6 protein-coding genes are annotated in these 4,635 nt (G+C 63.5%); 2 read left to right on the top strand and 4 right to left on the bottom strand.

From position 1 onward, the window contains the following. Both EN964_RS25285 and EN964_RS25280 read left to right on the top strand, forming a co-directional pair. Positions 1–365 (top strand): branched-chain amino acid ABC transporter permease (locus EN964_RS25285; protein WP_164775980.1); only part of this gene is annotated, 365 nt, incomplete at its 5' end. A gap of 177 nt (positions 366–542) precedes the next feature. After that, on the top strand, positions 543–1,601 hold the full coding sequence (locus EN964_RS25280; protein ID WP_127267613.1) for an aminopeptidase: 1,059 nt from the start codon (positions 543–545) through the stop codon (positions 1,599–1,601). Between the two features lie 85 nt (positions 1,602–1,686). On the opposite strand, the gene EN964_RS25275 is transcribed toward EN964_RS25280, so the two are convergent. From EN964_RS25275 to EN964_RS25260, 4 genes are all read right to left on the bottom strand, one after another. Beyond that, the gene (locus tag EN964_RS25275) at positions 1,687–1,920 is read right to left on the bottom strand and encodes a hypothetical protein (RefSeq protein ID WP_127267610.1); all 234 of its coding nucleotides are present in this window, start codon (positions 1,918–1,920) and stop codon (positions 1,687–1,689) included. Positions 1,921–2,024: 104 nt separating this feature from the next. Further along, positions 2,025–2,408, bottom strand: a complete 384-nt coding sequence (locus tag EN964_RS25270; RefSeq protein ID WP_127267611.1) for a VOC family protein — start codon at positions 2,406–2,408, stop codon at positions 2,025–2,027. A 95-nt stretch (positions 2,409–2,503) separates the two neighbouring features. Beyond that, positions 2,504–3,484 (bottom strand): 2-dehydropantoate 2-reductase, encoded by a 981-nt coding sequence (locus tag EN964_RS25265; RefSeq protein WP_127272486.1) that lies wholly within the window; start codon positions 3,482–3,484, stop codon positions 2,504–2,506. Positions 3,485–3,486: 2 nt separating this feature from the next. Then, positions 3,487–4,635: AMP-binding protein (locus EN964_RS25260; protein WP_127276873.1), on the bottom strand; the 1,149-nt coding region annotated here is incomplete at its 5' end.

Below are 4,635 nucleotides of genomic sequence, written 5' to 3'. Positions count from 1 at the left end.
GCGCCATTTCGCTGGGCTATTCCGTCGCCAACTACAAGCTCGGCGCCTTCGTCATGTCGGCGGCGCTGGCCGGGCTGGCCGGATCGCTCAAGGCGATCGTTTTCCAGTTCGCCACGCTCACCGACGTCACCTGGCAGATGTCGGGCGAGGTGATCCTGATGACGCTTCTGGGCGGCATCGGCACCATGGTCGGGCCGATCATCGGCGCCAGCCTTGTCATCGGCCTGGAAAACACGCTTGCCACTTCCGGCTTTCCGGTGACCATCGCCACTGGCCTGATCTTCATGGTGTGCGTGCTCGTCTTCCGGCGCGGCATCGTCGGCGAATTTTACGCGCGGATTTTCAAGCGGGCGGGAAAGGACTGATCAGCTGCAGGTTGATGGGACGCGGCTTGCGCGTGATGACGCATGCGTCTCCCCAATGAGCACCTGTCCGGATACTTCAGAAAGCTATAGACCTCGATCAAATCGATGCGACTGCTTGCGACCTGGGGCAATTGCGACTCCATCGGAACGGGTGAGCACTGCTTTGGGCAAATCGTGATGCGCGCATTCTTTCGATTGCTTGTCGTTGTAATCGTGGCGTCCGGCGTGACCGGTTGCACCAGTATTTCCTACTACGCGCAATCCGTGCAGGGCCATCTGCGGATCATGACGGCGCGCCAGGATGTCGGAAAACTGATCGAGGATCCGTCGACGCCGAAGGCATTGCGCGCGCGAATGGCATCGGCGAGCGCTATACGACAGTTCGCAACGGATGAACTGGCGCTGCCCGACAACAACAGCTACCGCAGCTATGTCGACATTGGTCGGGACTCGGTGACATGGGCTGTCTTCGCCGCGCCGGCATTTTCGCTGACGCCGCGAACATGGTGTTTTCCTGTTTTCGGCTGTGTTCCCTACCGGGGGTATTTCTCCAGGAAGTCCGCGACTGAAACCGCTGTCGAACTTCAAGGACAGGGCATGGACGTCTATGTGACGGGCATCACGGCATATTCCACGCTTGGCTGGTCGAGCGACCCGCTGCTCAGCACGATGTTCGGCCAGGATGAAACCTATCTCGCAGCGCTGGTGTTCCATGAACTGGCCCACCAGCGCGTCTACGTGCACGACGATTCCGCATTCAACGAGGCGTTCGCTGTCGCCGTCGAAACAACCGGCGTGAAAAAATGGCTGCGCGCGGCTGGCGATACCGCCGCATTGCGCCGTTACGAAGCCGCCCGGAGACGCAAGGCTGAATTTCTTTCGCTGGTGTCGCGGACCCGGGACGAGCTGGCGCAAGTCTATTCCAACGCCGGCACCTCGGAGCAAAAACTGGCCGCGAAGACGGCCGCGATTGAACGGCTGCGGATGCGCTACCGACACATGCGCGACAGGCGCTGGGGCCGATACCGGGGATACGATGCCTGGTTCGCTTCCCCGATCAACAATGCAAAGCTCGCCGCGACGTCCGTCTATAGCGATCGGGTGACCGCGTTTCTGCGCCTGTTCGACTTGTGTTCGGGCGACTATGTCAGGTTCTATGCGTCAGTCCGACGGATTGGCGCACTGGACCAAGCTCACCGCGTCGATGCACTTGCGGCGGCAGATCGCTGTTATTGAGCCGGTCAAAAGGGATGGCCCGAAGCGTCGGGGAACTTGCGTCCGAAACCAACCAAATCGCGCGATTGAGATCGCCCGCGCGGTTCTACTGGTCCGAGAACTTCACGCTCACGCCGCGCTGCCGAAAATAAGCCTGCATCAACTTGCGGCCCGAGCGGTTGTTCTGCGCCAGCTTGGCCGGATCGAACACCGCCTGTTTGATCCCTTCTCGCGTCAGCGCCGCCTTAAGCGCCGCGATATGTGTGTCGATGTCGGCATTGTCCGCCCGGAGCGAGGCATAGATGCTCTCGGTCGCCTCGGCCACGGTCAGTTCGCTCATTGGTGTCGTCCTTTGGTTGGTTGGGCGGCGCTTAGCACAGATTCGCGGTCCGCCGATACCGAGACCGTCAGTACACAGCGCCCGTCGCGAAAGCGAACCGTTCCTTATGGGGCTTCGTAGAGTTCCAGCGGCAATCCATCCGGGTCCCTGAAAAAGGTAAACCGTTGGTCCGTATATGGGTCGATCCGGATAGGCTCGACGGCAACGCCTGCGGCTTCCAGGCGGATAATTACGGGCTCAAGATTAGCCACAGCGAATGCCAGATGTCTCAGGCCTGTAGCCTCTGGGTGGGATGGCCGCATCGCTGGTGCAGGGAAGGAGAACAATTCCAGTTGGGCCGACCCGATCCGCAGATCCGCTTTCCATGACTGCCGCTCCTCCCGATAAACCTCCCGGATCAGATCGAGGCCGAGGAGTTCGACGTAGAACTGTCGCGACCGGTCGTAGTCGGTGCAGATGAGCGCGACGTGGTGAATGGCGTTCAGCATGCTGCTAACCTTGGTCAAGCTGGGATATGAGGCCAAGTTGCTTCAAGGCCTGGATCGTCGCGCGCCACGGCTCTGATTTGCCCTGTCCTTCCACCTCACCGATAACACCCGCGTTCCACCGCCAGCCGCCGCACCAGCGCCAGCACGGCATCGATGGTCGGGGTCGGCTTGTCCGTGAGCCGGCCAAGTTCCTGCACCGCGCTCACCAGCGCGTCGATCTCCATCGGCCTGCCGCGCTCCAGGTCCTGCAGCATCGAGGTCTTGTGTTCGCCGACATCGCCGGCGCCCTTGATGCGCCGGTCGACCGCTATGGGAAAACGCACGCCGAGGCTTTCGCCGATCGCCTGCGCCTCCAGCATCATGGTGCGGGCGAGCGCGCGGGTGCCATCGTCGGCGACAATCGCGGCCAGCGTGCTGCCGGTCAGCGCCGAGATCGGGTTGAAGGAGAGATTGCCCCACAGTTTTACCCAGATTTCGCTGCGGATGTCCTCGCGCACCGGCGCTTGCAAGCCGGCCTTGACCATTTCCTCGGCCAGAAGCGTAACCCGTTCGCTGCGCTCGCCGGAGGGTTCGCCGAGCGAGAAACGTTTGCCCTCGACATGGCGGATGAGGCCCGGCGCATCGACCTCGACGGCGGGATAGACGACCGAGCCGATAACGCGGTCCGGTCCGATCCGCTGCCAGATCGCGCCGCCGGGGTCGACCGCGTTCAGCCTGGTGCCTTCGAGCGGCCCGCCGACGCCGTGGAAATACCACCAGGGCACGCCGTTCTGCATGGTGACGACTGATGTGTGGTCCCCAAGCAGCGGCGCGATCTGGTCAAGGGCTGGGGAGAGAGAATGGGCCTTCAGCGCCAGCACGACGTAATCCTGGGCGCCAAGCTCGTCGGCTTTGGCGGCGGCCCGGACGGGGACCGAAATCTCCTGGCCATCCTCGATCAGGCGCAGGCCGTCCGCCTTGATGGCTTCCAGATGGGCGCCGCGCGCGACGATCGAAAGATCGGTCCGCCCAGTGATGGCGAGCTTGGCCGCGAGATAGCCGCCGATCGCGCCGGCGCCGAAGATGGTGATCTTCATCGTCAAAGCCCGAGTTTGGCGGCGAGGCCGATGCGCTGCAATTTGCCGGTCGCACCCTTGGGGATCTCGTCCAGGATCAGGATCTTGCGCGGCACCTTGAAATCGGCAAGCCGTGTCGCGGCATAGGTGCGAATGTCGCCCTCGGTGGCACTGATGCCTTCGCGCAGCACAACCGCCGCGGCCACCTCCTCGCCAAGCTTGTCATGCGGCATGGCGAAGGTGACGACCTGCGCCACCGCCGGATGGTCCATCAGCACGTCGTCGACCTCGAGCGGCGAGATCTTTTCGCCACCGCGGTTGATGATCTCCTTGAGCCGACCGGTGACCCTGAGATAGCCGTCCTCGTCGAGCACGCCCTGGTCGCCAGTGTGGAACCAGCCATGCGCGAAAGCCGTGGCATTGGCATCCGGGTTCTTCTCGTAACCCGTCGTGACATTGGGTCCGCGAATGACGATCTCGCCTGTCTCGCCGGCTGCGAGCAGCCGCCCGTCAGGCGCCATGACAGCCACGGCCGGACCGGCGGAGGCACCGACGCTGCCCGGCTTGCGCTGGCCCGGCGGCAGCCGGTTCGAGGCCATCTGGTGCGCGGCCTCGGTCATCCCGTAGGATTCGATCACCGGGCAGCCGAAGGTCGCCTCCAGCTCGGCCATCACCTGCGCCGGCAGCGACGCCGAGGATGAGCGGATGAAGCGCAGACGCGCCGCCGCCAGCGCCTCGGTGTTGCGTGCCGCGCGGGGCAGGATCGCCTGATGCATGGTCGGCACCGCCGTGTACCAGCTCGGCTGCGCCTCGCTCAGCCACTGGAAGAAGCGCAGCGCGTTGAAACCCGGCGTGCAGTAGATGCTGCCGCCGGCAGCCAGCGACGACAGCACGGCCGCGATCAGGCCGTGGATGTGGAACAGCGGCATGATGTTGAGGCAACGGTCATCTGGCGTCAGGCCAAGCGTGCCGCCGATATGGGCAGCCGAGGCCGCAATGTTTGCATGGCTGAGCGGCACCAGTTTTGGACGCGATGTCGTTCCGGAGGTATGCAGCAGCAGCGCAATGTCGCTGTCTTGCGCCATGTCGGGCGCCCCCTTCGGTCCTCTCGCTTCTCCCTCTCTCCTTAATCTTCCCTCGCGGTTTGCCCTTCTTCCCCCCCCCCCCCTCCC

This window comes from Mesorhizobium sp. M7A.F.Ca.CA.001.10.2.1, from assembly GCF_003998575.1.
Lineage (GTDB): Bacteria > Pseudomonadota > Alphaproteobacteria > Rhizobiales > Rhizobiaceae > Mesorhizobium.
This window is presented reverse-complemented; position numbering and strand designations above follow the sequence as displayed.